Raw genomic sequence first — 26,895 nt, 5'->3', positions numbered from 1 at the left:
GCGCCGGGCCGCCAAAGGAGTCGGAAAAATGACTGGCATCGTGCGTATCGACGATGAAGTGCTCGGCGTGGAGGAATTCGTGCGCCTGCTCAAGCTGACCGGGCAGTTCGAAGGGCTGGTCGAGCAGATCGTGCGCGACAAGCTGACCGTGCACGCCGCGAAGCGGCAGGGCATGGTGGTCACGCCCGAGGAAATCCAGGAACGCGCCGACCAGTTCCGCCGCGTGCAGGGCCTGCATCGTGCCGCCGACATGAACCACTACCTGGATGCGCTCAACGTCAGCCTCGACGAGTTCGAGGCCTTCATCACCGACAGCCTCTACCAGGAGCGGATGATGGCGCAGGTATGCAGCGAGGCCGCGGTGCAGGAGTACTTCGCGCTGAACTCGCCGCGCTTCGACAGCATCGAGGTCAGCCACATCGTGGTCGACAGCGAGGGCAAGGCCAGGGAGCTGATCTCGTACCTGCAGGACGACCCCGAGGCCTTTGCCGAGATGGCGCGCGAGCACTCCATCGCCGACACGCGCGAGCGCGGCGGCGAGATCGGCAAGGTGCTGCGCGGCTCGCTCAAGACCGAGATCGAGGCCAAGGTCTTCAACGCCGAGCCGGGCGACCTGCTGGGACCGTTCCCGGCCGCCGACCGCTCGTTCTTCGAGGTCTTCCTGGTGCGCGCCAAGCACCCGGCCACGCTCGACAGCGAGGTCGCGGTCGAAGTGCGCCGCCTGCTGCGCGAGGACTGGCTGATGGCCAGGGCGCAGGAACATGTCATCGAAGCCCGCTAGCGAGGCCGGCCAGGCCGACGCCGCCACCCCCGCGCCGCAGCCGTCGGAGACAGGCCCGGCGCTGGCCGCTTTCCTGGCGTCGGTCGAAATCCTGTCGGTGCTGACGCCGGAAGAACTGGCGCGCCTGGCCGATGCCGCGCAGGTGCTGAGCTTCGGCTTCGGCGACACCGTCTGCAATGCCGGCGAAGCCGCGCCGGGCCTGTTTATCGTCAAATCCGGCTCGGTGCGCGTGTTCAACGAGGAGCACGGCAAGGAAATCAGCATGGGGGTGCGCAAGACCGGCGAGGTCTTTGCCGATCTTGCGCTGCTGCGCGAATACCGGCACGAGTCGTCGGTGCGCGCCTCGGGCAAGACCGAGCTGCTGATGATCCCGCGCAGCGTGAGCGAGCCCGTGGTAGCGGGCAACCCTGCGGCGCTGGCCTTCATCACCAGCTATGTCGCGATCAGTTCGGCCGGCGGCTTTGTCGCGCGGCTGTTCGACCTGCGCGGCAAGCTCGACAAGCAGGAACTGGAAGACGCGGTGCGCAGCGTCGGCGTGAAGCGCGTGGCGGCCGGCCGGGAGATCCTGAAGCAGGACGGACGCGAGGACCGGCGCCTGTACGTGGTACGCCAGGGCACCGTGCGCATCGTGCGCAGCGAAGAGGGCAGCGAGTTTCCGCTGGCGACGCTGGGCCAGGGCGATATCTTCGGCGAGCGCGCCTGCGTGATGCGGCAGGAGCAGCTGGCCTCGGCCATTGCCGAGACCGACGTGCGCCTGCTGGTGATTCCCGAGAAAACGGTGCAGCTGATCCTCGAGCGCAATCCGCGCCTGCGCGAGGTGCTGGAGGAGCGCATCCGGGTGCTGGACCGCGAGCTGCACCGGCAAAAGAAGCTGGCCGAGCGGCGCAAGCGTCCGGTACTGCTGGACCTGGCCTCGCGGCCCGAGCTGGGCGAGAAGCTGATCCGCCGCTTCGCGCTGGTGGAGCAGGCCGAGGAAATGGATTGCGGCGCGGCGTGCCTGGCGATGATCTGCCGGCATTACGGCATCCCGATGACGCTGGGCAAGCTGCGCGAACTGGCCAACGTGACCACGCAGGGCGCCACGCTCGACAGCCTGGCGCGGGCGGGTGAATCGCTGGGGTTCACCACGCGTGGGGTGCAATGCACGCGCGACTCGCTGATGGGCTTCGAGCTGCCGTTCATCGTCCACTGGGAGGGCTACCACTACGTGGTGGTGTACGGCATCTCCTCGCGCTGGGTGTGGGTGGCCGACCCGGCCATCGGCTTCCGCAAGATGAGCGCCGAGGAGTTCGAGCGCGGCTGGAGCGGCACCTGCCTGCTGTTCACGCCGGGCGAGAGCATGACTCAGCTGTCGGTGCAGCGCTCGCCATGGCTGCGCTTCATCGGCTATCTGGCGCCGTACAAGAAGATCCTGGCGCACCTGTTCCTGGCGACCTTCGTGATCCAGATGCTGGGGGTGGTGCCGCCGCTAATCATCCAGAACATCCTCGACGGCGTGGTGGTGCACCAGAACGTCGGGCTGCTGCACCTGCTGATCGCGGGGCTGATCATTTCCAGCGTGTTCTCGCAGCTGATGGCGACGATCCGCGCCTACCTCGCCAACTTCATGGTGCGCAACATGGACTTCGCCATGATGTCGCACTTCTTCCGGCACACGCTGTCGCTGCCGCTGTCGTTCTTCGCCAGGCGCAAGACCGGCGACATCTTCGCGCGCTTCCAGGAGAACCAGACCATCCGCGCCTTCCTGACCGAATCGACGGTGACCACGGCGCTGAATTTGCTGATGGTGTTTATCTACTTCACCATCATGTTTCTCTACAACGTCAAGCTGACGCTGCTGCTGATCGCCTTCGTGATCCCGATCGCGGCGCTGACGGTGGTGGTGACGCCGCGGGTCAAGGGCTATGCACGGGAGGTCTTCGCTACCTCGACCGACGCCAAGGCCTACCTGATGGAGACGCTGGGCGGCGCCGAGACCGTCAAGGGCATGGGCATCGAGCGCCCGGTGCGGCTGCGCTGGGAGCGCAAGTACACCAAGGCGCTGGAGTCGCAGTACAAGGCGCAGCAGTTCCATATCCTGGTGGGGCTGGCGAGCCAGTTGCTCAATGCCGCCACCACCATCGCCGTGCTGTGGGTGGGTGCGACGCTGGTGCTGGAGCGCGAGCTGACCATCGGCCAGCTGATGGCCTTCAACGCGTTCATGGGCAGCGTGCTGGGGCCGCTGATGGGACTGGTGGCACTGTGGGGCCAGTTGAACGACGCCGGCGTGGCGATGGAGCGGCTGGGCGACGTGCTCGACCTCGAGCCGGAGCAGAAACCGCAGGACGTGCTGTCGCGCGTGATGCTGCCCGACCTGCAGGGCGAGATCGTGATGAAGGACCTGTACTTCCGCTACGGCGGCGACGACACGCCCTATGTGCTGGAGAACATCAGCTTTGCCATCCGGCCCGGCGAAATGGTCGCCATCGTCGGCCGCAGCGGCTCGGGCAAGACCACGCTGGCCAAGCTGCTGGTGGGCTTCTACAAGCCCACCGAGGGCTCGATGACGGTCGACGGCTACGACCTCAACGTGATCGACGCGGCGTTCTACCGGGCCCAGGTGGGTTACGTGATGCAGTCCAACCTGCTGTTCTCGGGCACCATCGCGGAGAACATCGCCTGCGGCGACGACAGCCCTGACCGGCGCCGCATCGAGGAGGTGGCGCGCATGGCCGACGCGCATGCCTTTATCAGCAAGCTGCCGCTGGGCTACGAGCAGGTCGTCGGCGAACGCGGCATCGGGCTCTCGGGCGGGCAGATCCAGCGGCTGTGCATCGCGCGCGCGCTGTACCACGACCCGCGCCTGCTGGTGTTCGACGAAGCCACCTCGGCACTGGACACGCAGTCGGAGAGCAATATCCTGGCCAATATGCAGGAAATCCTGCGCGGGCGCACCGCCGTCATCATCGCGCACCGGCTCAGCACCATCATGCAGGCCGACAAGATCCTGGTGCTGTACGAGGGCGCGATCGTCGAGCAGGGCCGGCATGAAGAGCTGCTGGAGCGCAAGGGCATGTATTACCAACTGGTGCAGAAGCAACTGAGCGCAGCATGAAGCTATACAACCAGGGTGCCACCCCCGCCTCGGTGACTTCGCCGGTATCGTTCGCCGGCCTGATCGAGAAGATCGAGATCCTTCGCTCGACCCTGCGCTGGGCGTCGAAGCTCGACCGCCCCGAGATCGAGAAGCTGCTCAAGCAGGCCACCACGCTGCGCGACGAGGTGATGGGGCTGTCGCACAAGGAGCGCTTCGTGCAGGCGGCAGCTTCGACGGAAACCGAGGCCGCGCCGCAGCAGCCGGAAGTCGAACGCCTGCCGCGCGAGCGCCGCCAGGCGCTGATGGAGCGCAGCTTTATCTTCGAAGGGACCTTCGGCGACAATCCCAGGCTGCTCGAAGCGCTGGAGATTGCAGAGAAGGCCGCGCCGACCGACCTGCCGGTGCTGATCGACGGCGAAAGCGGCACCGGCAAGGAACTGATGGCCAAGGTGATCCACGCCAACGGCGCGCGCACCGACAAGCCGTTTATCTCCGTCAACTGCGGCGCCATTCCCGACAGCCTGCTCGAATCGGAACTGTTCGGCCACAAGAAGGGCGCCTTCACCGGCGCCAGCAACGACCGCCGCGGCAAGTTCGAGAGCGCGCATACCGGCACCATCTTCCTGGACGAGATCGGCGAACTGCCGCTGACCGGCCAGGTCAAGCTGCTGCGCGTGCTGGAGGCGCACGAGATCCAGCGGGTCGGCTCGGACGAGATCATTTCCGTCGATGCGCGCATCGTCGCCGCGACCAACAAGGACCTGCGCCGCATGAGCCAGGCCGGCACCTTCCGCGAGGACCTGTTCTATCGCCTGAGCGTGATCCACGTCAGCCTGCCGGCCCTGCGCGAACGGCGCGACGAGATCCCGCTGCTGGTGTCGTATTTCAGCGACGAGGCCGCCGGCATGCTCAGGCGCGCGCCGGTGCGGCTCACGCCGCGGCTGCGCGACTTCCTGCTGCACTACGACTACCCGGGCAATATCCGCGAACTGCGCAACCTGCTGTACCGGCTAAGCTGCCTCGCCGGCGATACCGCCGACCTGCCGCACCTGCCGCAGGACATCCGGCCCAGGCCAGCCGCGCTGGCGGTGGTCGGCACCGGCGCGGCGGGGGCGGACATCGCCATGGCGACATCGCTGAGCGAGGCCAAGCGCGCGGCCAGCGACGAGGCCGAGCGCGCCTTCCTCGAGCGCGGCCTGCAGGAGGTGGGCGGCACCGTCGCCGAACTGGCGCGGCGCTTCGACATGAACCGCTCGCACCTGCAGATGCTGCTGAAGAAGCACGGCATCCATTCGAAGGACTTCCGCGCCAGCCGGCAGGCCGAAGGCGGCAAGCGGTAGGGTGGCGCAGGCCTCAGGCGTCGAGCTCGGGATTGACCAGGGTCCGGTCCGATCCGCAAGGATCGGCCGCGCGCAGTACCACCACCGAGATGTTGTCGCGCCCGCCCGCGGCGAGCGCCCGCTGCACCAGGGTCTGCGCGGCCTGCGCCACGTCCTGCTGCGCCAGCACCGCGGCGATCTCGTCATCGCTGACTTCGTTGCTCAGGCCGTCGCTGCACAACAGGTAGATGTCGCCGTCGGCCACGTCGGTCAGCAGCTGCTCCGGCGCCAGCGTCGGGGCCGCGCCGACCGCGCGCGTGATGGTGTTCTGCGCGGGATGGTGGCGCGCCTGCTCCGGCGTGATCAGGCCGCGCGCGAGCAGGCGCTCGACCTGGTTGTGATCGCGCGTGAGTCGCGCCAGCTGGCCGCCGCGCAGCCGGTAGAGGCGGCTGTCCCCGGCCCACAGGCAGGCACAGCGGCTGTCGCCCGCAAGCAGCACCACCACCGTGCTGCCGATGCAGCGCACGCCCAGGCGCGCGGCTTCGTCGACCAGCGCCAGGTTAACGCCTTGCAAGGCCGCGCGCGTGGCGTCGATCCGGTCCTCCAGCCGCGCTTGCGGCGGCAGCGCCGCCAGCGCCCGCACCACCGCCTGGCTGGCGAAATCCCCCACGGCATGGCCGCCCATGCCGTCGGCGACGGCCCACAATTCCTGTCCGGGCAGGTCCAGGCACGCGTCCTCGTTGCGCTCGCGCACGCGCCCGACGTCCGTGCACGCCGCCGATGTCCACCGGAAATGCGAGTCGAAACCCAATCTCGTCTCCGCTCCGCATCCGCCCGTTCCGCGCCAGCGCACGGGGTGCGCCCGCGGCATTGCCAAGGGCGCACCAGGGCCCGGCCGCGCCGGATCAGACCAGCCGGCCGTCGTTCCTGGCCGCCTGGTCGCCCCGGACATTGATGTTGGCATTGGGGGCGTTGTTGCGGATATCGATGTTCTGGAACTGGTTGTTTATCTGATCAGCATAGAAGCTGTAGTTGATCTCGTAAAAGTTGATCACCGTGCCGAGCGGCGCCGGCGACGACGGCACGAACGGGCGGATCCAGCCGAACACCCACTGCCCACCCGCGCCGCGCACGCGCGCCATGGCGGCGGGAGCGAGGTCACTGCAGCGGGCAAGGTCACGGATCGAAAGGTTGGCCATGATGCGGTCTCCGGTGGAAGGCGGCGTTTTGCGCCGGGGCGGTACCGACCTTTGAGCAAGCCGTGTGCCACCGCGGCAAACCGGACCGGCACCGGCCGCAGCCCCAGGCGTGCCGCGGCTTGCGGGGCAGTGCGAGAACCAGGCGCCACCCGCCGCGAGCGCCGCCCCGTTGGCAGCCTGCCGACACCCTGGCATGCCAGTGTCGGCCGGCACCCACCACCGCGGGCGCGCCGGGCCCCAGGCGTGCGGATTTTGATATACTCCGGCCCGTCTCCAGGATCACCGCGCCCGCGGCTTCCCGTCCTGGCAGTCCTGTCCCTCGCCGTAGTTCAATGGATAGAACGAGCGCCTCCTAAGCGCTAGATACAGGTTCGATTCCTGTCGGCGGGACCACCGTGCCTTGGCAGTGCTCGCCAACTGCACCGGCTTTCCCCGCCATTCCAGTTCCAAGCATGCAGCGCAACCCATCGTGCGCCGCCTCCAGCCTTTGGCGCCGTAGCGGCCGACGATCGAAGCCGCAGCCATGCCCGGTCCCGTCAAGTGTCGCCTTGTCGGACAAAATCCGATACCGGCGGCGTTGCCGTCTACAGATACTCACTCCCGTCAGCTTTGGAGCAGCCATGTCGGACGTTCACGTTTTGCGGATCGAGGGACTTCAGTGGGTGGTGGAACGCGCGTGCGGCGGCGAGGGCCGTCTGTTCTTCCCCAGCCGCGAAGCGGCCATTGCGGCCGGCACGGCCAAGGCGGAGCAGGAGCGGGTCGACCTGATCGTCCACACGCGCGACGGCCGTATCGGCCGGCGCATTTCCTTTGGCCAGCAGGGGAAGAATCAGCGCGCGATGCTGGTCAATGCGCGCTCGTCTTCGAAAACAGCTGGATCACCGCCACGCCGGCAATAATCAGTCCGATCTGATCAGAGCTATCGCGGCTTTCCAGCCGTAGCTGCCGTCGGCCACGCCCGGCCGGCGGTTCCCGTCCCGCGACCACCTTCGCTTCCCGGCCTGGCATCGTTCCGTTATGCGACGGCGAGACCAGTTTCCATGCGCGTCGTGACGGCACGGAATCCATCATCCGCTTGATAAGAAAAGCCAGCTGCCCACCCAGCGGGCCGTCAACGAGAGCGGATCTCAAAACGTTACGAAATCTTACGTATGTGCGGCAGACGGCCCGGCGCCCCCTGCATGGCGGCCGTCTACTTGTTCGTGGATATCGGGTATTTCCCGTGTATTCGTGCCCCGGAGCGGCGTTATCCGTTCTGACGCGGGGACACCCCTATGGGCTGCCATGTAATTCTTTGTAATGATTTGAGGAAACTCTTGCCATAAAAGAGTGCGGCGGTGGAGGAGAAATTGCGAGTGCTGTTCACGAACTTCCATCGCGGAAACGGTGGAGGTCACGATACCTATGTCATGAACCTGGTGACGGGGCTCAAGCCCGCACATCAGGTGGCGATCGCGGCACCCAAGACCAGCCGGTTGTTCCGGCTTGCCAGCGGCCATGCCGGCGTAGCCGTGACACCGGTGGATTTTGCGCCACGTGGCTTGGGCTGGCTGCGCGAGATCTGGATCCTCTGGCGGTTGATCAGCCTTGGCCGGTTCGACGTTATCCACGTCAACGGTTCAGCCGACCACAAGCTTGTCATGCTGGTGCGCATGATTGCGCTGCGCCGGCCACGCATTGTTTACACCAAGCACAACGATCACCGCTGCCGCAGCTTCGGAAACTGGCTGCGCGCGCAGTTTGGGACCGACCATGTGATTGCGGTGAGCGACTACGTCGCCGCCAAGCTGCGCAACTCCACGTATCGCCGCGTACCGGTGAGCACCGTGCCCCATGGCCTCGACACCGCTTATTTCGCGCCGCCGGCGCGGACCGAGGTCCATGCGCTGCGGGAACGGTATTTCGGCATGGACCGCGCGTGCACGGTCTTTGTCAGCAGCGCGGGCACGCGTTACGAGAAGGGCTGGACCGACTTGCTGGAAGCCATCGCACAATTGCCCGGCCGCTTGCGCAGTGGCGTAAGAGTGGTGCTGGCCGGCGAAGCGCCCTTGCCCTGCATGACCGCGAAAGTCGCGGAACTGGGGCTCAGCGAGCAAGTACTTTTCACCGGGCTGCTGGACGATGTGCGTCCTGTCCTTGCGGCGGGGCATGCCGCCTTTGTGCTGTCGCGCAGCGAAACCTTGTCCTTTGCCTGCCGCGAGGCGATGGCAATGGGCCTGCCGGTGCTGGTGTCGGACGCCGGCGGCCTGCCGGAGAATGTGACCGACGGTCAGGACGGATGGGTGATGCCCTGCGCCGACGTCGGTGCACTGGGCCGACGCCTGGCGCAGATTCTGGCAGCGCCTGACCGGCTGGTCGCGATGGGTGCGGCTGCCCGGGTCAAGAGCGAGGCCTGTTTTGGCATGGCTGCATTCATCGGCGGCACGCTTGCCGTCTACCAGGCGGTGCTTGAGCCAGACACATACAAGCCGTTGCCCGCTGCGCTGGCGGAGACTTCCGGCAGGTAACCCGCGCTCGACGCGCGCAGTTTGCACTTCATGTCGATTCCGATCCTGACCTATCACCAGATTGATGACGTGCCGCCGCATGGCACGCCGTTTCGTGGGCTGACTGTCAGCCCCACCCAGTTTCGCCTGCAGCTTGCCTGGATGCGGCGGCTCGGTTATCGCGGCCTGTCGATGCGCGAGTTGATGCCGTATGTCCGGGGCCAGGCTGCCGGCAAGGTGTTCGGGATTACGTTTGATGACGGCTTCCGCAATGTCCACCGGCATGCCCTTCCAGTCCTGGCGGAGTTCGGCTTCAGTGCCACCAATTACTTCGTGTCCGGGCAGATCGACGGCAGCAATATCTGGGATGCCGGTCATGGCGTGCCGCCCGCGCCGCTGATGAATGCTGCCGAGGTACGGGAATGGGCGCGGCTTGGCAATGAAGTCGGCGCCCATACGGTGGACCATGTACACCTGCCCGCAATGCCGGCGCCTGAGGCCCGACGGCAGATCGAAAGCTCCAGGGCGGCATTGGAAGACCTGGTGGCGATGCCGGTTACCGCGTTTTGCTATCCCTATGGCGAGCAGCAGGCGGTGCACCGTGAAATGGTGCGCGAGGCCGGCTACGACAATGCCACGCTGACGCAGCGTGGATTGGCGCGTGCCGACGACGACCCTTTTGGGCTGCCGCGCGTGCATGTGCATTGCGGCACGAACCTGTTGCGGTTCCTGCAGAAATGCCTGACGCGGCATGAAGACAGGCGGCGGGCCTGAGGTGAAGCAATAAGTCTGGCGCGCGACGGCAGTGATATCCGGTTAGTCGCTTACGCGGAGTATCCGTCTCAATGCGCGCTCGTCTTCGAAAACAGCTGGATCACCGCCACGCCGGCAATAATCAGCCCGATCCCGACACACGCCGCCAGGTCCGGTACCTGCCGGTACAACACCACCGCGATCAGCGAGACCAGCACGATGCCGGCGCCGCTCCAGATCGCATAGGCGATGCCGACCGGGACCGTGCGCATCACCAGCATCAGCAGATAAAAAGCGGCGACGTAGCCGGTGACCACCAGCACGCTGGGCAGCAGCCGGGTAAATCCCTGCGAGGCTTTCAGGCTGCTGGTGGCGATGACTTCGGCAACGATGGCGAGGGCGAGAAGCAGGTATCCGTTCATGGCAGTGCAGATGGCTGGCCGGCATGGGCCTGATCCGGCATCTTAGCGTCCCGCGCATGTTGCGCCAAAGCCGCGTCCCTCCCTCGCGGTGGTTGTGCGAAGCGCCAACGCGCGATTGAATGTGCCGATCAAGACCGCAGCAGGCGGGCGCAGGCCGGCCCGCGGCAAGACGGTCATTCCAGGCAGTCGCGGCAGTTTTGCCTGACCAGGCCGGCACATTCACGAGGCCGGCGGCGGGCATGGGGTAAAGGGGAGCGGTAATGCAACACACTGGCATCGACGGCGCGCCCGTCCCGGCGTCCTTGGCATCATCGACGCCCGGGGACACGGCCATGGCGCCGGACGGCAATCCTTGGCAGGACACCATCGCGGCGGCCGACCAGGCGCTGGAGGAGGCCGCGCGCATCCAGCGCGGCGTGCAGCAGAACCTGAAGCTGATGCAGGACCTGCGCGCGCTGCGCGAGGAACTGCGCAAGGCTCATGCGGAGACCGACCGCTACCGCGGCATGCACGCCCGCGTGGTCGTGAGCATGCGCCAGCTTGAAGAAGACAACACCAGCGCCATGAGCCAGCTGCATGCCGGGAACGAGATGCTGCGGGTGCGGCACCGGGTCTACCGGCTGCTGGCCGAGCACTACGCGCGCGTGGCGCTGCGGCTGGATCCCGAGCGTTTCGCCGGGGATCGCGACCGCGTGCTGCAGCACATCCTGTTCCAGCGCCGCAAGGGCGTGCCGCCGGAGGACATCGGCCTGTCCGATCTGGCTTTCCTGCTGCTGTAGCCGAGGGCGCCGGCCGTGTCGGTCAGGCCCTCCGGGGCCGCAGCACATGGTAGGCCAGCATGCCGCCCACCACGCCCCAGAAGGCCGAGCCGATGCCGGCCAGGGTCATGCCCGAGGCCGTGATCATGAAGGTCAGCAGGGCGGCTTCGCGCTCGGCCGGGGTTTGCATGGCGACCGTCAGGCCGTTGGCGATCGAGCCCAGCAGCGCGAAGGCGGTCACGCCCACCACCAGTGCCTGCGGGAAGGCGGCGAACAGCGCGGCGATGCTGGCGGCCAGCGTGCCCGCGACCAGGTAGCCGACGCCGCAGACCACCGCCGCGGTATAGCGGCGATGGCGGTCGGGATCGGCCTGCGGGCCGGTGCAGATCGCCGCGGTGATGGCGGCCAGGTTGATGCCGTGCGAGCCGAACGGCGCCAGCGCGGCCGAGGCCAGTCCGGTGACGGTGATCAGCCGCGAGGCCGGCACGTGGTAGCCATCGGCCTGCAGCACGGCCAGCCCGGGGATGTTCTGCGACGCCAGCGCGACGATGAACAAGGGGATGGCCAGGCTGATGAAGGCCGGCATCGAGAACGCCGGGGTGGTCCACACCGGCACCGCCAGTTCCAGCCGCACGCCCGAGAAATCGAGCTGCCCGAGCACCCCTGCCACCACCACGCCGGCCAGCAGCACGCCCGGCACCGCATAGGCGGGCCACAGCCGCCGCCCCAGCAGGAAGGCGGCGAACATGGCCAGCAGCAGCACGGTCTGGTGCTGCGCCTGCACGAACACGTCCACGCTGATGCGGAACAGGATCCCGGCCAGCAGCGCCGAGGCAATGCTGGCGGGCAGGGCGCGCATCAGCTTGTCGAACCAGCCGGTCATGCCGGCCGCCGTCATCAGCAACGCGGCCAGCAGGAAGGCGCCGATGGCCTCGGCATAGGGCACGCCGGGCAGGCTGGCGATCAGCAGCGCCGCGCCGGGCGTGGACCATGCCACCACGATGGGCACGCGCAATGCCAGCGACAGGCCGATGGTGGTGATCCCCATGCCGATCGACAGCGCCCAGATCCACGACGAGATCTGCGCATCGGTCAGGTGGGCCGCGTGCCCCGCCTGGATCATCAGCACCAGTGAACTGGTGTAGCCGGTCAGCGTGGCGACCAGCCCGGCGACAAGCGCCGACACGGACAGGTCGGAAAATTTGAGGGAAGCGGTGGTCATGGGACGGGCAGCAGGCGCTTGGGGTACGGCCGCCATCTTCGCATGAGTGCCTTGGCCGTACCAATTTGGCCTGGTCCGGCCAGGCCGCGGCGCGAAGACCGTCGTTGACGGGGCTTTCCCTTACGGACTTGTCCGACTGGAGCGGGCGGTGGGCCGTTGTTATGCTGGTTCCGTGCCTTGCGAGCAGGGCACCGAGGAGAGACTCTTGGGCCCGCAGTGCGCGGGCCCTTCTTTTTTGCCCGGCCGGCTCACGTTGCTGGTCGTCTACAATGCGGGCTGCCGCCGGGTGGCCCCGCGCCGCCGGCCCGTCCCTCTTTCCTCGCTGTCTGGTCTCCCTTCCCATGGCCCTGTTTTCCATTACCGACGCCCAGCTTGCCTTCGGGCACGTGGCCCTGCTCGATCACACCGACTTTTCGCTGGAGGCTGGCGAGCGCGTGGGGCTGATCGGGCGCAACGGTTCGGGCAAGTCGTCGCTGCTGAAGATCGTGGCCGGGCTGGCTGCGCCGGATGACGGGCTGATCGCACGCCAGAGCGGCGTGACCAGTGCCTACGTGCCGCAGGAGCCGCAGTTCGCGCCCGGCATCACCGTATTCGACGCGGTGTCGCAGGGCATGGGCGACGCGCACGACCTGCTGGTTCGCTACGAGGCCGCCGCCGACCGCGTCGCCGAGCACCACGACGACGAAGCGGCGCTGGCCGAACTGCACCTGCTGCAGTCCGAACTGGACGCCGCCGGCGCCTGGCAGCTGCGCACCCGCGTGGAAACCACGCTGGCCCGGCTGGGACTGGATTCGCACACGCGCGTCGACGCGCTCTCCGGCGGCCTGCAGAAGCGCGTGGCGCTGGCGCAGGCGCTGGTGGCCGAGCCCGACATCCTGCTGCTGGACGAACCCACCAACCACCTCGACGTGGAAGCGATCCGCTGGCTGGAAGACCTGCTGCTGCAGTTCCGCGGCAGCGTGCTGCTGATCACCCACGACCGCGCCTTCCTCGATCGCGTCGCCACCCGCATCGTCGAGCTGGACCGCGGGCGGCTGGTGTCTTTTCCCGGCAACTTCGCCGCCTACCAGGCGCGCAAGGAGGAAATGCTGGCCGCCGAGCAGGTCGAGCAGGCCAAGTTCGACAAGCTGCTGGCGCAGGAAGAGGTGTGGATCCGCAAGGGCGTGGAAGCGCGCCGCACCCGCAGCGTGTCGCGCATCCAGCGGCTGGTGGCGATGCGCAACGAGCGCGCCGCGCGCCGCGAGGTGCAGGGCAATGTCAGGCTGGAGGTGTCGCAGGCCGACCGCTCCGGCAAGATCGTGGCCGAACTGACCGACGTGAGCAAGGCATATGGCGACAAGGTGGTGGTGCGCGACTTCACCGCGACCATCATGCGCGGCGACAAGGTCGGCCTGATCGGCCCCAACGGCGCCGGCAAGACCACGCTGCTGCGGCTGATCCTGGGCGAACTGGCGCCGGACAGCGGCACCGTGCGCAACGGCAGCAACCTGCAGGTGGCGTATTTCGACCAGATGCGCACCGCGCTGGACCTGGAGAAGTCGCTGGCCGACACCATCAGCCCTGGCAGCGACTGGGTCGAAGTCAACGGCCAGCGCAAGCATGTGATGAGCTACCTGGGCGACTTTCTGTTCGCGCCTGAGCGCGCGCGCTCGCCGGTCAAGTCGCTGTCGGGCGGCGAGCGCAACCGGCTGCTGCTGGCACGGCTGTTCGCGCGCCCGGCCAATGTGCTGGTGCTGGACGAGCCCACCAACGATCTCGACATCGACACGCTGGAGCTGCTGGAGGAACTGCTGCAGGACTACGGCGGCACCGTGTTCCTGGTGTCGCACGACCGCGCCTTCCTCGACAACGTGGTGACCTCGACGCTGGCCGCCGAAGGCGACGGGGTCTGGCGCGAGTCGGTGGGCGGGTATTCCGACTGGGTCGAGCAGTCGGCACGCAGCGCCGCGCTGCAGGCGGCGCGCAAGCCGGCGGAGCAGAAGGTGGCGGAGCCGGCCCGGGGCAAGGATACCCGCGAGGCGCGCGGGGCCAACCGGACGGTCAAGCTGTCGTACAAGGAACAGCGGGAGCTGGATGGGCTGCCCGAGCGCATCGCTGCGCTGGAGACCGAGCAGAAAACGATTTCGGCGCAGCTGGCGGACGGCTCGCTCTATGTCAGCGATGCGGCCAAGGCCGCGCAGCTGGGCACGCGGCACGACGAGATCGAGATGGAACTGCTCGAAGCGCTGGAGCGCTGGGAAGTGCTGGAGGCGAAGTCGAAGGGCGAAGGCACCTGAGGCCTGAAGGTCCGGCAAGCGCCGGACCTTACCCGCACCACGCCAGCACCATATTGGTCAGGTCGACCATGAACCCCGGCCGCAGGTAACCGACGAACCCAAGCGCCAGCACCCCGGCCAGCATCGCCAGCCCGGCTGCCTTCGCCATGCGCGCCTGGGTTGTGCTCATCACGCCGCCGCCGGTTGCGCCCGCACCACCGCCTGCTCGCGGATCGGCAGGTTGACCAGCGCCGCCAGCACGCCCAGCCCGATCGCGATCATCCACACCGTGTTGTAGCCGCCGGTGCGGTCATACAGGTAGCCCCCGAGCCACGCGCCGAGGAAACTGCCGATCTGGTGAGAGAAGAACACCACGCCCGACAGCATCGACAGGTATTTCACCCCGAACACCTGCGCGATGATGCCGTTGGTCAGCGGCACCGTAGACAGCCACAGGAAACCCATCACTGCCGCGAACACCCAGGTGCTGGCGACCGTCAGCGGCAGTAGCAGGTAGGCGGCGATCACCACCGAGCGCGCCAGGTAGATCGCCGCGAGAAGGTAGCGCTTGGGCAGGCGCTGGCCCATTGCGCCGGCGGTATAGGTGCCGAAGACATTGAACAGGCCGATCAGCGCCAGCGCCACCACGGCCACCTTGGGATCGGTCAGGCCCTGGTCCTTCAGGTACGGCGCCAGGTGCACGCCGATAAAGACCACCTGGAAGCCGCACACGAAGTAGCCCAGCGTCAGCAGCTGGAAGTTGCGGTTGCCGAAGGCTTCGTGGATGGCCTGGCCGATGGTCTGGTGATGGCCGCCGCTGTGCGCGGCCTCGCGCGGCTCGCGCAGGGTCAGCGCCAGCGGCAGCATCACGCAGGCCATCAGCGCCATCACGTACAGCGCGTTCTGCCAGCCCAGCCCGGAGATCAGCCCCTGTTCCACCGGGATCATCAGGAACTGGCCGAACGAACCCGCCGCGGCGGCGATGCCCATGGCCCAGACCCGCTTTTCCGGACTGGCCACGCGGCCGATCACGCCATAGACGATGCTGTAGGTGGTGCCGGACTGGGCGATGCCGATCATCACCCCGGCGCCGGTGGCGAAGGCGGTGCCGCTGGTCGCCAGCGCCATCACCACCAGACCGGCGACGTACAGCGCCACCCCCACCAGCATGATGCGCAGCGCGCCGAACTTGTCGGCCAGCGCCCCGGCGAAGGGCTGGCTGGCGCCCCACATCAGGTTCTGCAGCGCCAGCGCAAAGGCGAAGGTCTCGCGGTTCCAGCCGTGGGCCTGGGTGATCGGCAGGTTGAACAGGCCGAAGCCGTGCCGGATGCCCATCGAAAGCGTGACCAGCAGGCCACCGCACACAAGCACGGTGGTCAGGGAGAGTTGTCGGTTCTGCATGTCTTGGCTCGGTGTGCGGCGGCCGCGCCGGGTGAGGCGGCGCCGACAGGATTGTCTGTGCTTGTTGTTTTACCGCGCCGGAACGGCAATCAGGCTTGCCGGGGCCGGGTGGTGGGGAGTTTACTCTGCCTCGGGAAAACGCGTACGGCGCCGCCCGCAGCCGCGGCGCCCCGGCAAAAAGTGCCGGCGGCCCGGCAAGCCGGACCGGCCCGGGCCGCGGGGCAGGCGCGCTTTTTCTGCGGGATTGGCGTCGCGCGCTTCCATTACAATGCAGTGCCCGGTGCCCCGGCGCGTGCACAGTTGTGCGCCTCGCGGCAGCCGGGACCATCACTTTCGTAGCGACTCCATGGCGAGCAAAACCAGTCAGTACAGCGAATCTTCCATCCGGGTCCTGAAGGGCCTGGAGCCGGTCAAGCAGCGCCCCGGCATGTACACCCGGACCGACAACCCCCTGCATATCGTGCAGGAGGTGATCGACAATGCCTCGGACGAGGCCCTCGGCGGCCACGGCTCCGAGATCCTGGTGACCCTGCATCGCGACGGCAGCCTCAGCGTGGAAGACGACGGCCGCGGCATCCCGGTGGGGATCCACCCGGAAGAGGGCGTGCCCGTGGTCGAGATCGTCTTTACCCGGCTGCATGCCGGCGGCAAGTTCGACAAGGGCAAGGGCGGCGCCTATGCCTTCTCCGGCGGCCTGCACGGCGTCGGCGTGTCCGTAACCAACGCACTGTCGACGCAGCTGGACGTGACCGTGTGGCGCGACGGCATGTGCTCGACGCTGACCTTCTCGGGCGGCGACGTGACCGTGCCGCTGGCCTCGCGCAAGCTCGAGCGCGGCGAGAAGAAGAACGGCACGCGCGTGCAGGTGTGGCCGGACGCCAGGTATTTCGATTCGGCCGCGATCCCGCTGGCCGAGCTGCAGCGCCTGCTGCGCAGCAAGGCGGTGCTGCTGCCGGGCGTCAAGGTCACGCTGGTGACCGAGAAGACCGGCGAGCGCCAGACCTGGCAGTACGACCAGGGCCTGAAGGGCTACCTGGTCGAGGCGCTGGCGCAGGGCAGCGGCGCCGAGCTGGTGATCCCGATGTTCGAGGGTGAGCACTTTGCCGACCCCGACGCCAACCCCGGCGAGGAAGGCTTTGCCGACGGCGAGGGCGCGTCGTGGGTGGTGGCCTGGACCGAGGACGGCGCCCCGGTGCGCGAGTCCTACGTCAACCTGATCCCCACGCCGGCCGGCGGCACGCATGAATCTGGCCTGCGCGAAGGCCTGTTCCAGGCGGTCAAGAGCTTTATCGAGATGCACGCGCTGCAGCCCAAGGGCGTCAAGCTGATGAGCGAGGACGTGTTCGCGCGCGCCTCGTTCGTGCTGTCGGCCAAGGTGCTGGACCCGCAGTTCCAGGGCCAGATCAAGGAGCGCCTGAACAGCCGCGACGCGGTGCGGCTGGTGTCCACCTTCAGCCGCCCGGCGCTGGAGCTGTGGCTGAACCACCATGTCGAGTACGGCAAGAAGCTGGCCGAGCTGGTGATCCGCCAGGCCCAGGCGCGCACGCGCGCGGCGCAGAAGGTCGAGAAGAAGAAGGGCTCCGGCGTGGCCGTGCTGCCCGGCAAGCTGACCGACTGCGAGTCCACCGACGTGACCCGCAACGAGCTGTTCCTGGTCGAGGGCGACTCCGCCGGCGGCTCGGCCAAGATGGGCCGCGACAAGGAATTCCAGGCCATCCTGCCGCTGCGCGGCAAGGTGCTCAACACCTGGGAGACCGAGCGCGACCGCCTCTTCGCCAACAACGAGGTGCACGATATCGCCGTGGCGATCGGCGTCGACCCGCACGGCGCCAACGACGAGCCGGACCTGTCCAACCTGCGCTACGGCAAGATCTGCATCCTGTCCGACGCCGACGTCGACGGCGCGCATATCCAGGTGCTGCTGCTGACGCTGTTCTTCCGGCATTTCCCCAAGCTGATCGAGACCGGCAACGTCTATGTGGCGCGTCCGCCGCTGTTCCGCGTCGATGCCCCGGCGCGCGGCAAGAAGCCGGCGCAGAAGCTGTACGCGCTGGACGAAGGCGAGCTCGAAGCCATCCAGGACAAGCTGCTCAAGGACGGCGTCAAGGAAAATTCGTGGCAGATCTCGCGCTTCAAGGGCCTGGGCGAGATGAGCGCCGAGCAGCTGTGGGAAACCACCATGAACCCCGACACGCGGCGCCTGCTGCCCGTGACGCTGGGCGAATACGACCTGCCGCAGACCGTCGAGATGATGAACATGCTGATGGGCAAGGGCGAAGCCGCCCAGCGCCGCAGCTGGCTGGAAGAGAAGGGCAACGAGGTCGAGGCCGATATCTGATTGGGGAGCGCCGGCCGGCGATTGGGTAGATAATCGCCCAGTTCGCTTGCACGCCGTCCCCGCGGAAGCGGGGACCCAGCGACTTTGAAGACGCTGGATTCCCGCCTGCGCGGGAATGACAGTAGATTTTGGCAAGGTGCTCACCAGAAGGAACCCACGATGACGATGAGACCCTCCGGCAAACTCAGGCGCAACCTGGCAGCCACGCTGCTGGCGCTGGCCGGGCTCGCCTGCGTGCCGGCGGCGCATGCCGAGCTGTGGGGCTTTATCGATGCCGACGGCGTGGCGCACTTCGCCGACAAGAAGCTCGACGCGCGCTACCAGCTGTTCATGAAGGACGGCGGCAGGCTCGACACCGGGCGCCTGGCCGCGCGGCAGGCGCAGGCGGTTGGCGGCGACATCGACCTCGAGCAGCACAAGCTGTACCGCTACGTGCTCAACCATCCCAATATCAAGACCGTCGAGCCGCTGATCCACCAGATCGCCGGCAAGCAGGATGTCGATCCCGCGCTGGTCAAGGCGGTGATGGCGGTCGAGTCCGGCTTCAACCCGGCGGCGGTGTCGCCCAAGGGCGCGATCGGCCTGATGCAGGTGATTCCCGATACCGGCGCGCGCTTTGGCGTCAGCGCCGATGCGCGCCGCACCATCGAGCAGAAGCTGGCCGATCCGCGCACCAACATCACCGCCGGGGTGCGCTACCTGAGCTGGCTGATGCAGCAGTTCCCCGACAACCTCGAGCTGGTGCTGGCGGCGTACAACGCAGGCGAGGGCGCGGTGCAGCGCTACAACAACCGCATCCCGCCCTATCCGGAGACGCGGCAGTATGTCAGCACCGTGCTGCAGTTCTACCGGCTGTACCAGCCGCAGCAGGGCGTGGTGCTCAAGCGCGCCAGCGCCGGTGGCGACGACGGCCCGCGCGTGAAGATGGTGATCGGCGCGCGCCGGCCCATGCCCTGACCGGCACCAAGAATCACAAGCAACCGGTGCGCCGGCCGTCGTGGTCCGACGCGCGGCGCGCCGAATCCTTGCCTATCCATGGAACAACAAGACATCACGTTTCAACCTGAAGAGCCGGCCGATTCGCTGACGCTGGCCCGCTACGCCGAGCGCGCCTACCTCGACTACGCCGTCAGCGTGGTCAAGGGCCGCGCGCTGCCCGAGGTGGCCGACGGCCAGAAGCCGGTGCAGCGGCGCATCCTGTTCGCGATGCACGAGATGGGCCTGCGCGCCGACGCCAAGCCGGTCAAGTCCGCGCGCGTGGTCGGCGACGTGCTGGGCAAGTTCCACCCGCACGGCGACCAGTCCGCCTATGACGCGCTGGTGCGGCTGGCGCAGGACTTTTCGCTGCGCTACCCGCTGATCGACGGCCAGGGCAACTTCGGCTCGCGCGATGGCGACGGCGCCGCGGCGATGCGCTACACCGAAGCGCGCCTGACGCCGATCTCGCGGCTGCTGCTCGACGAGATCGACGAAGGCACGGTCGACTTCATCCCCAACTACGACGGCTCGATGCAGGAGCCGAAGCTGTTGCCGGCGCGGCTGCCGTTCGTGCTGCTCAACGGCGCCTCGGGCATCGCGGTGGGCATGGCCACCGAGATCCCGCCGCACAACCTGCGCGAGGTCGCCGCCGCCACCGTGGCGATGATCCGCAACCCGAACATCGCGCTGGCCGAGCTGCTGGCGCTGATGCCGGGGCCGGACTATCCCGGCGGCGGCCAGATCATCTCGCCGGCGGCGGACATTGCCCAGATCTACGAGAACGGCCGCGGCAGCCTGAAGGTGCGCGCGCGCTGGACCATCGAGGAAATGGCGCGCGGCCAGTGGCAGCTGGTGGTGACCGAGCTGCCGCCGAATACCTCGGCGCAGAAGGTGCTGGAAGAGATCGAGGAAATCACCAACCCCAAGATCAAGACCGGCAAGAAGGCGCTGACGCCGGACCAGCAGCAGCTCAAGGCCACCGTGCTGGCCGTGCTCGACGCGGTGCGCGACGAGTCCGGCAAGGACGCGCCGGTGCGGCTGGTGTTCGAGCCCAAGAGCAAGAACATCGACCAGCAGGAGTTCATCCAGACGCTGCTGGCGCATACCAGCCTGGAATCCGGTGCACCGATCAACCTGGTGATGATCGGCACCGATGGCCGTCCGCGCCAGAAGGGCCTGCGCGAGATCCTGGGCGAGTGGATCGCGTTCCGCTTCGATACCGTCACGCGCCGCACCCGCCATCGCCTGGGCAAGGTCGAGGACCGCATCCACATCCTCGAAGGCCGGATGCTGGTGCTGCTCAATATCGATGAGGTGATCCGCATCATCCGCGAGAGCGACGAGCCCAAGCCGGCGCTGGTCGAGGCCTTCGGCCTGAGCGACCGCCAGGCCGAAGACATCCTGGAAATCCGGCTGCGCCAGCTGGCGCGCCTGGAAGCGATCCGGATCGAGAAGGAACTGAAGGAGCTGCGCGAAGAGCAGGCCGACCTGGACGTGCTGCTCAAGTCCGAGACCATGATGCGCCGTCGCATCATCAAGGAGATCGAGACCGACGCCAAGCAGTACAGCCCGGAAGACAAGGACCCGCGCCGCACGCTGATCCAGGAAGAGCGCCGCGCCGCGGCCGAGGTGCGCGTGATCGACGAGCCGGTGACGGTAGTGATGTCGCAGAAGGGCTGGGTGCGCACGCGCCAGGGCCACGGCCACGACCCGCAGCAGTTCACCTTCAAGGCAGGCGATGCGCTCTACAACACCTTCGACTGCCGCACCGTCGACGTGCTGCTGGTGTTCGGCACCAACGGCCGCGTCTATTCCGTGCCGGTCTCCAGCCTGCCGGGCGGGCGCGGCGACGGGGTGCCCATCACCACGCTGATCGAGCTGCAGTCCGGCAGCCAGGTGGCGCACACCTTTGCCGGCAACGCCAGCCAGCGCGTGCTGATTGCCACCGCGAACGGTAACGGCTTCCAGACCACGGTGGGTGACATGACCGGCCGGCAGAAGGGCGGCAAGTCGTTCCTGACGCTGGACGACGGCGATGCTCCGCTGGCGCCGGCACCGATCGGCGAAGAGGCCACCCATGCGGCCTGCCTGTCCGGCAACGGCCGCCTGCTGTTGGTGGCGCTGGAGGAAGTCAAGGTGCTGTCCGCCGGCGGCCGCGGCGTGATCCTGATGGAGCTTGAGCCCAAGGAGAAACTGCTGCAAGCGGTTGCCGTGGGTGCGCCGGGGCTGGTGCTGTCCGGCGCTGGCCGCGGCGGCAAGCCGTCGTCGCAGAAGCTGGCCGGGCAGTCGCTGCTGCCGTACGTCGGCAAGCGTGCGCGCAAGGGCAAGCAGCTCGAGGCGAAACTGAAGGAGCCGAGGATCGATCCGGTGCGGGTGGAGCCGGCCGGCGGCGGCAACTGAGTTTCGCCGTAGCCAGTGTTTGCTTCCCTCTTCCGCAAGCGGGAGAGGGAATCAAACAAGCGGGTCAGTCGACCCCCACGAACCCTCCCGTCTGATGCGCCCACAGTCGCGCATACAGCCCCCCATGCGCGAGCAATTCCGCATGCGTGCCGCTCTCCACGATATGCCCGTTGTCCAGCACCACCAGCCGGTCCATGCGCGCGATCGTTGACAGGCGGTGCGCGATGGCGATCACCGTCTTGCCCTGCATCAGCGTTTCCAGGCTGTCCTGGATCGCGGCTTCCACTTCGGAGTCCAGCGCCGACGTGGCCTCGTCCAGGATCAGGATCGGCGCGTTCTTGAGCAGCACCCGCGCGATCGCGATGCGCTGGCGCTGGCCGCCTGACAGCTTTACGCCGCGTTCGCCGACCTGCGCCTCCAGGCCGGTATTGCCATGGGCATCGACCAGGTTGGGAATGAACTCGTCCGCGCGGGCGCCGTGCAGCGCTGCGGCGAGGTCCGCCTCGGTGCTGGAGGGTTTGCCGTACAGCAGGTTCTCGCGTATCGAGCGGTGCAGCAGCGAGGTGTCCTGCGTCACCATGCCGATCTGCGCGCGCAGGCTCTCTTGCGTGACACCGGCGATGTCCTGCCCGTCGATCAGGATGCGGCCGCTTTCCACGTCATAGAGCCGCAGCAGCAGGTTGACAAGCGTCGACTTGCCGGCGCCGGACGGGCCGACCAGGCCGATCTTCTCGCCGGGGTGCACGGTCAGGTTGACGCCCTCGATCACGCCCGAGCCCTTGCCGTAGTGGAACCCGACCCCTTCGAAGCGCACTTCGCCCTGCGTCACGCGCAGCGGCTGGGCATTGGCGCGGTCGGTGACCTGGCGCGGCACCGCGATGGTCTTCATGCCGTCCTGCACCTGCCCGACGTTCTCGAAGATGCCGTTGACCACCCACATGATCCAGCCCGACATATTGTTGATGCGGATCACCAGCCCGGTGGTCAGCGCGATCGCGCCGGTGGTGACATGGCCGGTGCTCCACAGCCACACCGCCAGCCCCGTGGTGCCGGCGATCAGCGCGCCGTTCATCGCGGTGATGGTGACGTCCATGCCGCTGACCATGCGCCCGGCCTGCCGCGTCTTCTCGGTCTGCTCGGCCATGGCGTCGCGCGCGTAGTCTTCTTCCTGCCGGGTATGTGCGAACAGCTTGAGCGTGGTGATATTGGTGTAGCCGTCGACGATGCGCCCCATCAGCCGCGAGCGCGATTCGGTGGCGATCACCGAGCGCTGCTTCACGCGCGGCACGAAGTACAGCAGCGCGGCCACGTAGCAGACGATCCACAGCAGCAGCGGGATCATCAGGCGCCAGTCGGCCTGCGCGAACAGCACCAGCGAGCTGACCGCGTAGATCGCCACGTGCCACAGCGCGTCGACCGCCTGCACCGCGGAGTCGCGCAGCGAGAAGCCGGTTTGCATAATGCGCTGGGCGATGCGCCCGGCAAAGTCGTTCTGGAAGAACGACAGGCTCTGCTTGAGCACGTAGCGGTGGTTCTGCCAGCGGATCAGGTTGGACAGGCTGGGGCTGATCACCTGGTGCACCAGCACATCGTGCAGGCCGAAGAAGATGGGCCGCAGCAGCACCGCCACCACTGCCATCCACACCAGTTCGTTGCGGTGCCGGCTGAAGAACTCGGCACCGGGCGTGGTCTGCGCCATGTCGACCAGCCGGCCGAGAAAGCTGAACAGCGCCACCTCGATCAGCGCGCCGACCAGGCCCACCAGCAACAGCAGCACGAACACGCCCCAGACTTCGCGCAGGTACCACGTGTAGAAGCGCAGCACCTGGCCCGGCGGCTCGCGGTCGGGCATGTGACGGAAGGGGTCGATCAGTCTTTCCAGGCGACGCAACATGGCGGGGTTCCCGTTGTGTGCCACGGCACGCCTGCTCGTCCTGGTGGGATGCCGGGCGCTTGCGGCGGATCAGACGCAACATGATACGCGCCTTGCCCAACGGAAAAGCCCCGCCAGGGGCGGGGCCTTGTCTGATACGCGCTGCGAAAACCGCCGCGGCGTCAGGGGTGATGGATCACCATATGCGTGAACGGCGGCACATAGGCCTGCAGCGTCACGAACAGGCCCACCAGGATCGCCAGCACGATCGAGTGGAAGAACACGTAGCGCAGGATGTCGCCTTCGTGGCCGTACCACTTGGTCGCCGTCGAGGCGACCACGATGGACTGCGCGTCGATCATCTTGCCCATCACGCCGCCCGAGCTGTTGGCCGATGCCATCAGCACCGGCGACAGGCCCAGCTGCTCGGCGGTGGTCTTCTGCAGGCCGCCGAACAGCACGTTCGAGGCGGTGTCCGAGCCGGTCAGCGCCACGCCCAGCCAGCCCAGCATGGTGCCGAACAGCGGGTAGAACACGCCGGTGTGCGCAAAGGCCAGGCCCAGCGTGGCATCGAGGCCCGAGTAGCGGGTCAGGTAGCCGACGCCGAACATCGCGCAGATGGTCAGCAGCGAGTAGCGCACCAGCTTGATGGTTTCCCAGTACTCCTTGAACAGCCGCGGCACCGAGTAGCCCATCAGCAGGCCGCCGGCGATGGCCGAGACGAAGATGCCGGTGCCGGCCATCGACAGCACATTGAAGTTGAACACGGCGCCTTCGATGACTTCCTTGGGCACCACCGGCGGCACCTTGACGATGGCCTTGTCGAGGCCCGGCACCGGGAATTTCCAGGCCCACAGGCTATCCATCAGCTTCTTGAACTCGGGGATGCCCCAGACGAAGACGAACACCGTCAGGATCACCCACGGCATCCACGCCTTGGCCACCGAGATGCCGGCCGAGGCGGCGCTGGCGCGGGCGTCGGCTTCCAGCGCTTCCGGGTGGTCGACCTTGGAGTCGTCGTGGCGGCCGAGGATCTTGGTCGAGGTCCAGATCTCCTTCGGATGCCAGACCTTCAGGAACAGCGTCAGCGCGCCCATCGACACCAGCGCGGCGATCACGTCCACCAGCCAGGGACCGTGGAAGTTCGACACCAGGTATTGCGGGACGGCGAAGCTCACGCCCGCCACCAGGATCGCCGGCCAGATCGCCAGCATGCCGCGGAAGCCGGCGAAGGCCCAGATCAGCCAGAACGGCACGATCACCGAGAAGAACGGCAGCTGGCGCCCGATCATCGCCGACAGGTCGAGCAGGTCCAGCCCGGTCACCGACGCGAGGCCAATGATCGGTGCGCCCAGCGCGCCGTACGCCACCGGCGCGGTGTTGGCGATCAGCGCCAGGCCCGAGGCCGCCAGCGGCGAGAAGCCCAAACCGATCAGGATCGCGCCGGTCACGGCCACCGGCGTGCCGAAGCCGGCCGCGCCCTCGAAGAAGGCGCCGAAGCTGAACGCCACCAGCAGCAGCTGCAGGCGGCGGTCTTCGGTGATCCCCGAGATCGAGTTCTGCAAGACCTTGAACGATCCGTTCAGCGTCGTGAGCCGGTGCAGGAAGATGATGTTCAGCACGATCCAGCCGATCGGGAACAGTCCCGACACGATGCCAAGGCCCGCCGCCTTGCCGGCCATTGCCGCCGGCATGCCGAACACGGTCGAGGCCACCACGATGCCGATCAGCAGCGCCAGGCCCGCCGCCAGGTGCGCCTGCATATGAAAGAACGCCAGCGCTGCCAGCAGCACGGCGACGGGAATGCCCGCGGCAATGGTCGACAGCGCCATATTGCCTAGCGGGTCATAGACTTGACTCCACACGATCGAAATCCTCCTCTGGTTTTGGCTCGGGCGCCCGGGCGATCTGCGTGCCCTGGAACTCCCGCCTGCGCTTTGCACCGGCGTGCGGCATCCGCCGCGCCGGCAAAGAACAAGGATTTTAAAAAAGCGCCCGCCCGCAGCTGCCGTACATCGCGTCATGATCGCGATGAGCCACATTCAGGGATCAGGGTTTGCCCCGAGGAGCATGACGGCGCACATGGGGCCCTTGCGGCACACCGGCCAGAGTACTCTAAACGGCGCCCGTTGCAAAAGTCTGCAAGCCAGCCACGTTCACGCATGACTGGGGCTGGCGACGATTGCTGTGCCGCTGGCGCGGGCGGGGCCATGGCGCCATACTGGCGGCCAGCGCGCCGGCACACCGCCGGCGCCATCCCACTTCGAGGCGAGGTTCCCATGACTGAATTGCTCCCGCCGTGGCCGCTGCTGACGGCATTCGTGGTGGCCAGCCTGGCGCTGGCGATCACGCCAGGTCCGGCCGTGGTCTATATCGTCACCCGCACGCTGGCGCAGGGACGGCAGGCCGGCCTGGCGTCGATCGGCGCGGTGGCGCTGGGCAACCTCGGCAATGCCATCGGGGCCTCGCTGGGGCTGGCGGTGCTGTTCTCGGTGTCGGCGCTGGCCTTTACGGTGGTCAAGTACGCCGGGGCGGCGTACTTGATCTGGCTCGGTGTGCGAGCCTTGCGCGGCGGTGGCGGGGCCGATGGCGGCGCCCCCGAGGTGTCGCCGCGCAGCCTGCGCCAGGTGGTGCGCGACGGCTTCGTGGTGGCGCTGCTCAACCCCAAGACCGCGATCTTCTTCGCGGCCTTCCTGCCGCAGTTCATGAACCCGGCGGGCTCGGCGCTGGCGCAGAGCCTGGCGCTGGGCGTGGCCTTCGTGCTGATTGCCGCGACCACGGACGCGTGCTACGTGATGGCCGCCGCCGCGGTGATGCCGGCGCTGCGCCGCGCCGGCCGGGCGCGCGCGCTGGGCCGCTACCTGACCGGCGCGGCCTTTATCGGGCTGGGGGTATTCACGGCCGCGTCGGGTTCGCGCGCGCCGAAGTAGGAGGGCGGGTAAAGAAACTGCCGCGGCTCAGCGCAGCGGCAGTTCCAGGATGCCGCCCGCGGCGGGGCGGGCGCGCATGGCGCTGAGCCAGCGCTCCAGCTCGGGGCGCGGCTGGTGCTGGCGCGGCAGCCCCATCCAGCGGTGCGCGGCGCAGGCCAGCGAGATGTCGGCCATGGTGAAGCGGTCGCCGCCGATGAACTCGCGCCCGGCCAGCGCCTTGTCCAGCAGCGCGGCCAGCGGCTCGGTGCGCTCGCAAGAGGCCTCGATGGCGGCCGGGTCGCGCTCGGCTTCGGGCTTGCGCACCAGGTTCAGGAACGCCGTCACCATCGCCGGGCTGAAGGCGGTGGTCTGCCAGTCCATCCAGCGGTCAGCCGAGGCCCGCGCCTTGACGTCCTCCGGCCACAGCGTGCCTTCGCCGTAGCGCGCGCACAGGTAGCGCACGATCGCATTGGACTCCCACAGCACGAACGGCTCGCCGCCGACATCCGTGCCGCGGAAATCCTCGATCACCGGGATCTGGCGGTTAGGGTTCAGGCGCACGTAGGCCTCGGTGTCGAGGTCGCCCTTGGTCACGCCGATATCGACGCGCTCATGGTCCAGGTGCAGCTCGCGCGCGCACCAGACCACCTTCTGCACGTTGATGGAGGAAAGCCGGCCCCAGATACGCAACATGTCGTCTCCCAAGTCAGGTGCGCCCGCGTTTA

The 26,895-nt window shown here is 67.6% G+C and carries 21 protein-coding genes and 1 tRNA gene; 13 read left to right on the top strand and 9 right to left on the bottom strand.

Annotated elements, in window-relative coordinates:
* Positions 1-28 precede the first annotated feature (28 nt).
* From RALTA_RS10555 to RALTA_RS10545, 3 genes are read left to right on the top strand one after another with little or no spacing between them, the layout of a single operon-like run.
* Positions 29-781: a peptidylprolyl isomerase gene (locus tag RALTA_RS10555; RefSeq protein WP_012353416.1), complete on the top strand. Its 753-nt coding sequence runs from the start codon at positions 29-31 to the stop codon at positions 779-781.
* Entirely contained in the window at positions 762-3,875 is a 3,114-nt protein-coding gene (locus RALTA_RS10550) for a peptidase domain-containing ABC transporter (protein ID WP_012353415.1), read from the top strand. The genes RALTA_RS10555 and RALTA_RS10550 overlap by 20 nt, the downstream gene beginning before the upstream one ends.
* A complete protein-coding gene (locus RALTA_RS10545) occupies positions 3,872-5,197 on the top strand; it encodes a sigma-54 interaction domain-containing protein (RefSeq protein WP_012353414.1) in 1,326 nt (441 codons plus the stop codon). The genes RALTA_RS10550 and RALTA_RS10545 overlap by 4 nt, the downstream gene beginning before the upstream one ends.
* Before the next feature lie 13 nt (positions 5,198-5,210).
* On the opposite strand, the gene RALTA_RS10540 is transcribed toward RALTA_RS10545, so the two are convergent.
* Complete coding sequence (locus tag RALTA_RS10540) at positions 5,211-5,987, bottom strand: PP2C family protein-serine/threonine phosphatase (protein ID WP_012353413.1); 777 nt, start codon at positions 5,985-5,987, stop codon at positions 5,211-5,213.
* 94 nt (positions 5,988-6,081) lie between these two features.
* Complete coding sequence (locus RALTA_RS10535; RefSeq protein WP_012353412.1) at positions 6,082-6,375, bottom strand: hypothetical protein; 294 nt, start codon at positions 6,373-6,375, stop codon at positions 6,082-6,084.
* Between the two features lie 318 nt (positions 6,376-6,693).
* On the opposite strand from RALTA_RS10535, the gene RALTA_RS10530 reads away from it, so the two are divergent.
* The 4 genes from RALTA_RS10530 to RALTA_RS10515 all read left to right on the top strand — a co-directional run bounded on the left by RALTA_RS10530 (position 6,694) and on the right by RALTA_RS10515 (position 9,635).
* Positions 6,694-6,768: transfer RNA gene (locus RALTA_RS10530), tRNA-Arg, on the top strand.
* Between the two features lie 227 nt (positions 6,769-6,995).
* Complete coding sequence (locus RALTA_RS10525) at positions 6,996-7,274, top strand: DUF2188 domain-containing protein (protein WP_012353411.1); 279 nt, start codon at positions 6,996-6,998, stop codon at positions 7,272-7,274.
* A 450-nt stretch (positions 7,275-7,724) separates the two neighbouring features.
* The gene (locus tag RALTA_RS10520) at positions 7,725-8,882 is read left to right on the top strand and encodes a glycosyltransferase family 4 protein (protein WP_041232165.1); all 1,158 of its coding nucleotides are present in this window, start codon (positions 7,725-7,727) and stop codon (positions 8,880-8,882) included.
* 30 nt (positions 8,883-8,912) lie between these two features.
* Positions 8,913-9,635: a polysaccharide deacetylase family protein gene (locus RALTA_RS10515; RefSeq protein ID WP_012353409.1), complete on the top strand. Its 723-nt coding sequence runs from the start codon at positions 8,913-8,915 to the stop codon at positions 9,633-9,635.
* Positions 9,636-9,703: 68 nt separating this feature from the next.
* Here RALTA_RS10515 and RALTA_RS10510 read toward each other — a convergent pair whose 3' ends face one another.
* Entirely contained in the window at positions 9,704-10,036 is a 333-nt protein-coding gene (locus RALTA_RS10510) for a DMT family transporter (RefSeq protein ID WP_012353408.1), read from the bottom strand.
* Between the two features lie 260 nt (positions 10,037-10,296).
* Here RALTA_RS10510 and RALTA_RS10505 point away from each other — a divergent pair, with 260 nt between their 5' ends.
* A complete protein-coding gene (locus RALTA_RS10505; RefSeq protein WP_012353407.1) occupies positions 10,297-10,815 on the top strand; it encodes a hypothetical protein in 519 nt (172 codons plus the stop codon).
* A 22-nt stretch (positions 10,816-10,837) separates the two neighbouring features.
* Here RALTA_RS10505 and RALTA_RS10500 read toward each other — a convergent pair whose 3' ends face one another.
* Positions 10,838-12,016 (bottom strand): benzoate/H(+) symporter BenE family transporter, encoded by a 1,179-nt coding sequence (locus RALTA_RS10500; RefSeq protein ID WP_025585270.1) that lies wholly within the window; start codon positions 12,014-12,016, stop codon positions 10,838-10,840.
* Between the two features lie 341 nt (positions 12,017-12,357).
* Between RALTA_RS10500 and RALTA_RS10495 the strand changes: the two genes are divergently transcribed.
* The gene (locus RALTA_RS10495) at positions 12,358-14,292 is read left to right on the top strand and encodes an ATP-binding cassette domain-containing protein (RefSeq protein ID WP_012353405.1); all 1,935 of its coding nucleotides are present in this window, start codon (positions 12,358-12,360) and stop codon (positions 14,290-14,292) included.
* A 28-nt stretch (positions 14,293-14,320) separates the two neighbouring features.
* On the opposite strand, the gene RALTA_RS30635 is transcribed toward RALTA_RS10495, so the two are convergent.
* Positions 14,321-14,461, bottom strand: coding sequence for a hypothetical protein (locus tag RALTA_RS30635; RefSeq protein WP_012353404.1), 141 nt, complete (start codon positions 14,459-14,461; stop codon positions 14,321-14,323).
* Complete coding sequence (locus tag RALTA_RS10490) at positions 14,461-15,672, bottom strand: MFS transporter (protein ID WP_012353403.1); 1,212 nt, start codon at positions 15,670-15,672, stop codon at positions 14,461-14,463. The genes RALTA_RS30635 and RALTA_RS10490 overlap by 1 nt, the downstream gene beginning before the upstream one ends.
* 346 nt (positions 15,673-16,018) lie before the next feature.
* Here RALTA_RS10490 and RALTA_RS10485 point away from each other — a divergent pair, with 346 nt between their 5' ends.
* From RALTA_RS10485 to parC, 3 genes are all read left to right on the top strand, one after another.
* Entirely contained in the window at positions 16,019-18,010 is a 1,992-nt protein-coding gene (locus RALTA_RS10485; RefSeq protein WP_012353402.1) for a DNA topoisomerase IV subunit B, read from the top strand.
* Positions 18,011-18,169: 159 nt separating this feature from the next.
* Positions 18,170-18,967, top strand: a complete 798-nt coding sequence (locus RALTA_RS10480) for a lytic transglycosylase domain-containing protein (RefSeq protein WP_041232164.1) — start codon at positions 18,170-18,172, stop codon at positions 18,965-18,967.
* A 78-nt stretch (positions 18,968-19,045) separates the two neighbouring features.
* Entirely contained in the window at positions 19,046-21,388 is a 2,343-nt protein-coding gene (gene parC / locus RALTA_RS10475) for a DNA topoisomerase IV subunit A (RefSeq protein WP_012353400.1), read from the top strand.
* A gap of 64 nt (positions 21,389-21,452) precedes the next feature.
* Here parC and RALTA_RS10470 read toward each other — a convergent pair whose 3' ends face one another.
* Positions 21,453-23,282 carry an ABC transporter ATP-binding protein gene (locus RALTA_RS10470; RefSeq protein WP_012353399.1) on the bottom strand — a complete coding sequence of 610 codons (1,830 nt, stop codon included), beginning with the start codon at positions 23,280-23,282 and terminating at the stop codon, positions 21,453-21,455.
* Positions 23,283-23,443: 161 nt separating this feature from the next.
* Positions 23,444-25,126: an L-lactate permease gene (locus RALTA_RS10465; protein ID WP_012353398.1), complete on the bottom strand. Its 1,683-nt coding sequence runs from the start codon at positions 25,124-25,126 to the stop codon at positions 23,444-23,446.
* A gap of 414 nt (positions 25,127-25,540) precedes the next feature.
* On the opposite strand from RALTA_RS10465, the gene RALTA_RS10460 reads away from it, so the two are divergent.
* Positions 25,541-26,191 carry a LysE family translocator gene (locus RALTA_RS10460; protein ID WP_012353397.1) on the top strand — a complete coding sequence of 217 codons (651 nt, stop codon included), beginning with the start codon at positions 25,541-25,543 and terminating at the stop codon, positions 26,189-26,191.
* Positions 26,192-26,218: 27 nt separating this feature from the next.
* Here RALTA_RS10460 and RALTA_RS10455 read toward each other — a convergent pair whose 3' ends face one another.
* Positions 26,219-26,863 carry a glutathione S-transferase family protein gene (locus tag RALTA_RS10455; RefSeq protein WP_012353396.1) on the bottom strand — a complete coding sequence of 215 codons (645 nt, stop codon included), beginning with the start codon at positions 26,861-26,863 and terminating at the stop codon, positions 26,219-26,221.
* Positions 26,864-26,895: the final 32 nt, after the last annotated feature.

It is taken from the genome of Cupriavidus taiwanensis LMG 19424 (assembly GCF_000069785.1).
Classification (GTDB): domain Bacteria; phylum Pseudomonadota; class Gammaproteobacteria; order Burkholderiales; family Burkholderiaceae; genus Cupriavidus; species Cupriavidus taiwanensis.
The sequence above is the reverse complement of the archived record's forward strand: the minus strand, read 5'-3'. Positions and strand labels throughout refer to the sequence as shown.

What these genes read in the sequence shown, in the direction of transcription:
- RALTA_RS10555 (WP_012353416.1), top strand. Translation starts at nt 29, where the DNA reads ATGACTGGCATCGTGCGTATCGACGATGAAGTGCTCGGCGTGGAGGAA.
- RALTA_RS10550 (WP_012353415.1), top strand. Translation starts at nt 762, where the DNA reads ATGTCATCGAAGCCCGCTAGCGAGGCCGGCCAGGCCGACGCCGCCACC.
- RALTA_RS10545 (WP_012353414.1), top strand. Translation starts at nt 3,872, where the DNA reads ATGAAGCTATACAACCAGGGTGCCACCCCCGCCTCGGTGACTTCGCCG.
- RALTA_RS10535 (WP_012353412.1), bottom strand. Translation starts at nt 6,375, where the DNA reads ATGGCCAACCTTTCGATCCGTGACCTTGCCCGCTGCAGTGACCTCGCT.
- RALTA_RS10525 (WP_012353411.1), top strand. Translation starts at nt 6,996, where the DNA reads ATGTCGGACGTTCACGTTTTGCGGATCGAGGGACTTCAGTGGGTGGTG.
- RALTA_RS10515 (WP_012353409.1), top strand. Translation starts at nt 8,913, where the DNA reads ATGTCGATTCCGATCCTGACCTATCACCAGATTGATGACGTGCCGCCG.
- RALTA_RS10510 (WP_012353408.1), bottom strand. Translation starts at nt 10,036, where the DNA reads ATGAACGGATACCTGCTTCTCGCCCTCGCCATCGTTGCCGAAGTCATC.
- RALTA_RS10505 (WP_012353407.1), top strand. Translation starts at nt 10,297, where the DNA reads ATGCAACACACTGGCATCGACGGCGCGCCCGTCCCGGCGTCCTTGGCA.
- RALTA_RS10500 (WP_025585270.1), bottom strand. Translation starts at nt 12,016, where the DNA reads ATGACCACCGCTTCCCTCAAATTTTCCGACCTGTCCGTGTCGGCGCTT.
- RALTA_RS10495 (WP_012353405.1), top strand. Translation starts at nt 12,358, where the DNA reads ATGGCCCTGTTTTCCATTACCGACGCCCAGCTTGCCTTCGGGCACGTG.
- RALTA_RS30635 (WP_012353404.1), bottom strand. Translation starts at nt 14,461, where the DNA reads ATGAGCACAACCCAGGCGCGCATGGCGAAGGCAGCCGGGCTGGCGATG.
- RALTA_RS10490 (WP_012353403.1), bottom strand. Translation starts at nt 15,672, where the DNA reads ATGCAGAACCGACAACTCTCCCTGACCACCGTGCTTGTGTGCGGTGGC.
- RALTA_RS10485 (WP_012353402.1), top strand. Translation starts at nt 16,019, where the DNA reads ATGGCGAGCAAAACCAGTCAGTACAGCGAATCTTCCATCCGGGTCCTG.
- RALTA_RS10480 (WP_041232164.1), top strand. Translation starts at nt 18,170, where the DNA reads ATGACGATGAGACCCTCCGGCAAACTCAGGCGCAACCTGGCAGCCACG.
- parC (WP_012353400.1), top strand. Translation starts at nt 19,046, where the DNA reads ATGGAACAACAAGACATCACGTTTCAACCTGAAGAGCCGGCCGATTCG.
- RALTA_RS10470 (WP_012353399.1), bottom strand. Translation starts at nt 23,282, where the DNA reads ATGTTGCGTCGCCTGGAAAGACTGATCGACCCCTTCCGTCACATGCCC.
- RALTA_RS10460 (WP_012353397.1), top strand. Translation starts at nt 25,541, where the DNA reads ATGACTGAATTGCTCCCGCCGTGGCCGCTGCTGACGGCATTCGTGGTG.
- RALTA_RS10455 (WP_012353396.1), bottom strand. Translation starts at nt 26,863, where the DNA reads ATGTTGCGTATCTGGGGCCGGCTTTCCTCCATCAACGTGCAGAAGGTG.